Here is a 3,939-nt window from a genome sequence, read left to right on the forward strand (position 1 = left end):
AAGAAAAGTATACAAAGATCAAAGGATTGAGTGTACATTATTGTGCAGCCTATGTCATCAATCGAAGAGGCATGGGATTTGTGGATTAAATAAGATAAATAATCAGAACCAGAAGTTTATGATATCTTACTGGATGATAGATACATAGATCATGGATGAAATTCTGAAGAATTTATAAACAAAGCATACAATAAAAACTCCATCGATAAAGACTGAATGTATCGGGATACCGAATGATTCAGAAAGATGGAGTAGATATTGAAATGTTACCGGACGACTGGAAACGAACCTGGCACGTCATTTAGGCGTGTGACTTTTTCGTAGGAAAAGTCTTTCTTGTGCAAAATAAAAAAGGCGATGAACTCGCCTTGATTACTGCATTAAACGATGCATATTCTTAGTTTCATACATAGAATCGTCCATGGCTGATAAGAATGCATCGGTATTTTTACCGTTAAATTTAGCTATTCCAAGCGAGAAAGAGAAATGGAATGGTTCTTTTGATTTTATATTAAATTGTCGAACATTGTATTCGATTTGTTTCTTTAAAGCCAAGGCTTCTTCATCCGATTTGAGTTTCGCAAAGATCACGAATTCATCTCCACCCATACGAATGGCAACTGAATCTTTATCAATCGAATGACGTAGAATTTTACCAAAATGTATGAGGGCATAATCACCTTTTTAATGTCCGTATGTATCATTGATGGCTTTAAAGTCATTGATATCCATCATGAATCCATATACATGTTTCGTTTTATTGTTTTGAAGTTTGTTTAAATAATGATTCATGTATTTTCGATTGTAAAGTCCGGATAAATCATCAATAAAGGATATAGATATTTGAATTTCAATGTAAACTAAGATAAATGCGATTGCGACACAAAGCCAGACCATAGAAATTCTGAAAAAGAAACCTTGAATCATGGTACCAATCATACAAGGAATGATAAAGTAGTAAATGGGAAAGAATTCTACTAAAATGGAATCGGCTTTAGCTTTTTGAACAGTATATATACTTTCAATATAATACACGAAGACGAAAATATATAAAATAAAATTCATGGGACCACGAGTATATACATTTTCCTTTGAAATATCAAAGATGATACCCGTTCCCAATAAATTGATAAAGATCAAGATTGTGGCAATGATTAATGGAATGGCTAAGATTCTTGATTTCTTCTTGATGCGCGCAAAATTTCTATGAATATGATATTCTACGAATAAACACCAATAATATCCAATGATGCCTGAGCTAGCTGAAGAAATTGTATTTGAGATATATTGTAAAATATGAAAGATAAAACCTGGGCATCAATGATAAAACTAAGCGTTTCATTGACCGTGGCAATGAAGGTAACTATAAGCATAAAGTTATATATTTTTTCATCAAACTGATTTGTTTGTACAATAGGAATTCGATATAACAATAAGAAGAGTACTAAAAATGCCCCAGACCCGTTTGCCACCAGTATCTTGGGTATGTTGATCATAATCAACTCCGTTTATTTATGGTTAGATACTTTTACAATAATCCTCTTTATAAGAACCTGCAAACAAGAAATTGGTTCATATGTAAATTAAAATTAACATAGATTAAGGATGAATTAAGTGTTGGATAAATGTCTGTTCAATCGTATGTAGTCATATTGTACTTTATTTAAGGCGTTTTATACTAAAAATGTAAGGGAGGTACAGATATGACTATGATTAAAAATTCCGTTATAGAATGCTTTATTTTACTACTTTGCGCATGTACCGTTTTTATTTATAAACTACCGAATACAATCAACACTTGGTTATTGAATTCAATTGTGATTGTGGTAATGGGCATTTGTATTCTTAGAATTGCACTTAAAATGATGAATAATAAATAACCTTGGCTTTTCCTGATGGGAAAGCCTTTTCTTGTGGTATATTATACATATGAAAAGATTTTTAAAAGATATTGCACATGGTATATATGATGGACTACAGGAAAACGAAGTTACACATAATCAATACAGTTTTCAAGAAATCTATGATGTAATCCAGGAATTTGTATCCTATGTTTTTGTTGGCTTGATTTTAAGCGTAGGAGCTGTTTTTGGGTATCCCTATTATAAGACGTTTATATCATTAGGCGCGGTACTCCTTCTTGTATGGGCATTTATCTTGTATTATTTTTTAAATTCAAAGGATTTTAAGAAAATCAAAAAGAAATGAGGAAGAGGTATGCAGACTATTTTAGTTTTACTTGTGGCATTTGTCGCAGGCATTGAAGGCATCTTGGATGAGTTTGAATTTCATCAACCCATTGTTGCCTGTACTTTAATTGGTTTAGTGACAAACCATTTAGCAGAAGGATTATTATTAGGTGGATCTTTACAATTGATTGCCTTAGGGTGGGCCAATATTGGTGCGGCAGTTGCACCCGATGTATGTTTAGCGAGTGTAATTTCATCTATATTGATGATTCATGGCCTTGAAAGTGCAATTGAAGCTAGATATGTGATTGCGTTTAGTATTGCCCTAGCGATTCCATTATCTTTAGTGGGGTTATCTTTGACAAAGGTATGTCGTAATTTAGCAATCCAACTTGTACATAAAATGGATGAAACAAAGAAAGTTTCTTATTATCAATGGATTGGCATTTGTGTGCAAGGAATTCGTGTTTTGATTCCGACGGTTGTATTATTATTGATCCCTTCATCTGTGATTTGTTCAATCTTGGAAATGATTCCTGTTTCAATTTATAAAGGATTATTGATTGGTTCTGGTGTCGTTTGTGTGGTTGGCTTTGCGATTGTAGCGAATGTATTAGGCTCTAAATTTACATATCCATTCTTTATGATTGGATTTGGTTTGGCATGCATGACAAGCTTGTCTTTACTATCGTTATGCTTTATTGGTGGTGGTTTAGTTTGGCTATATATGTTGTTGAATGCCAAGGAACAATCAAGTAAAACAAGTGATGATCCATTAGGGGACATCTTAAATGATTATGAGTAGGTGGTTTATATGAAGAAGAGTACAAGATTAAAGGTTTGTTTAAACCATCAATATTTACAAGGTTCATGGAACTTTGAGCGTATGCAAAATGGTGGCTGGTGCTATGGCTTGCTTCCGGCGTTAAAAGAATTATATCCCAATAAAGAAGATTATGATTTGGCTGTAGATCGTCATTTAAAATTCTATAATACACATCCATATGTTTCTGCACCAATTGTTGGTATTGTCTTGGCTATGGAAGAAGAAAAGGCAAAAGGTGCTGATATTTCAGATACTTCCATTCAAGATGTAAAGATTGGCTTAATGGGTCCTTTGGCAGGTGTAGGAGATCCAGTATTCTGGTTTACAATGCGTCCAATTCTTGCGGCTGTTGGCGCATCATTAGCTTTATCACAAAATATACTAGGACCTATTTTCTTCTTTGCGGCATGGAACGTACTTCGCTTTGGCTTTCTTTGGATCACACAAGAGCTTGGTTATAAGAAAGGTACTAAGTTGATTACGGACTTATCGGATACATTCTTAAAGAATGTAACACTCGCTGCAAGTATGCTTGGAATGTTTGTGATTGGTATACTAGTTCAGAGGTTTGTGCAAATTCATGTAGTAAACATTCAATCCGATTTAGATATGGTATTGCCTGGAGTTCTTTCTTTATGTGTATTCTTTGGTTGTACAAAGATACTAAAAAAAGGCTTTTCACCTGTATTATTGATTGTCATTTTGTTTGTTCTTTGTGTGATTTTAGAGTGGGCGGGTATCTTAGTCATTTAAGTCTAAAAATATGATTTGTTTACTTCGTACAATAGTATTATTTAAGAAGAAAAATATAAATCGCAATTTGTAAAAGGGTCATTTAAATGATTAGAGAATTACAAAAAGCAGATATGAATAAAGTTGCAGATATATGGTTGGATACGAATGTGGTGACACATTATTTTATTT

At 33.2% G+C, this 3,939-nt stretch carries 4 protein-coding genes and 1 pseudogene; 4 read left to right on the top strand and 1 reads right to left on the bottom strand.

Going from position 1 to position 3,939, the window contains the following annotated elements; all coding sequences use genetic code 11:
- Positions 1-372: 372 nt before the first annotated feature.
- Positions 373-1,065, bottom strand: a pseudogene (locus KTQ83_RS11345) (GGDEF domain-containing protein).
- A gap of 638 nt (positions 1,066-1,703) precedes the next feature.
- On the opposite strand from KTQ83_RS11345, the gene KTQ83_RS11355 reads away from it, so the two are divergent.
- The 4 genes from KTQ83_RS11355 to KTQ83_RS11370 are packed head-to-tail and all read left to right on the top strand — an operon-like array spanning position 1,704 to position 3,768.
- Positions 1,704-1,880, top strand: coding sequence for a hypothetical protein (locus KTQ83_RS11355; RefSeq protein WP_186999787.1), 177 nt, complete (start codon positions 1,704-1,706; stop codon positions 1,878-1,880).
- Between the two features lie 49 nt (positions 1,881-1,929).
- Positions 1,930-2,208: a hypothetical protein gene (locus KTQ83_RS11360; protein WP_186999786.1), complete on the top strand. Its 279-nt coding sequence runs from the start codon at positions 1,930-1,932 to the stop codon at positions 2,206-2,208.
- Positions 2,209-2,217: 9 nt separating this feature from the next.
- Positions 2,218-2,994 (top strand): PTS sugar transporter subunit IIC, encoded by a 777-nt coding sequence (locus tag KTQ83_RS11365; protein ID WP_217256871.1) that lies wholly within the window; start codon positions 2,218-2,220, stop codon positions 2,992-2,994.
- Positions 2,995-3,003: 9 nt separating this feature from the next.
- A complete protein-coding gene (locus tag KTQ83_RS11370; protein WP_217256872.1) occupies positions 3,004-3,768 on the top strand; it encodes a PTS system mannose/fructose/sorbose family transporter subunit IID in 765 nt (254 codons plus the stop codon).
- Positions 3,769-3,939: the final 171 nt, after the last annotated feature.

Source organism: Holdemanella porci, from assembly GCF_019052655.1.
GTDB classification, from domain to species: domain Bacteria; phylum Bacillota_I; class Bacilli_A; order Erysipelotrichales; family Erysipelotrichaceae; genus Holdemanella; species Holdemanella hominis.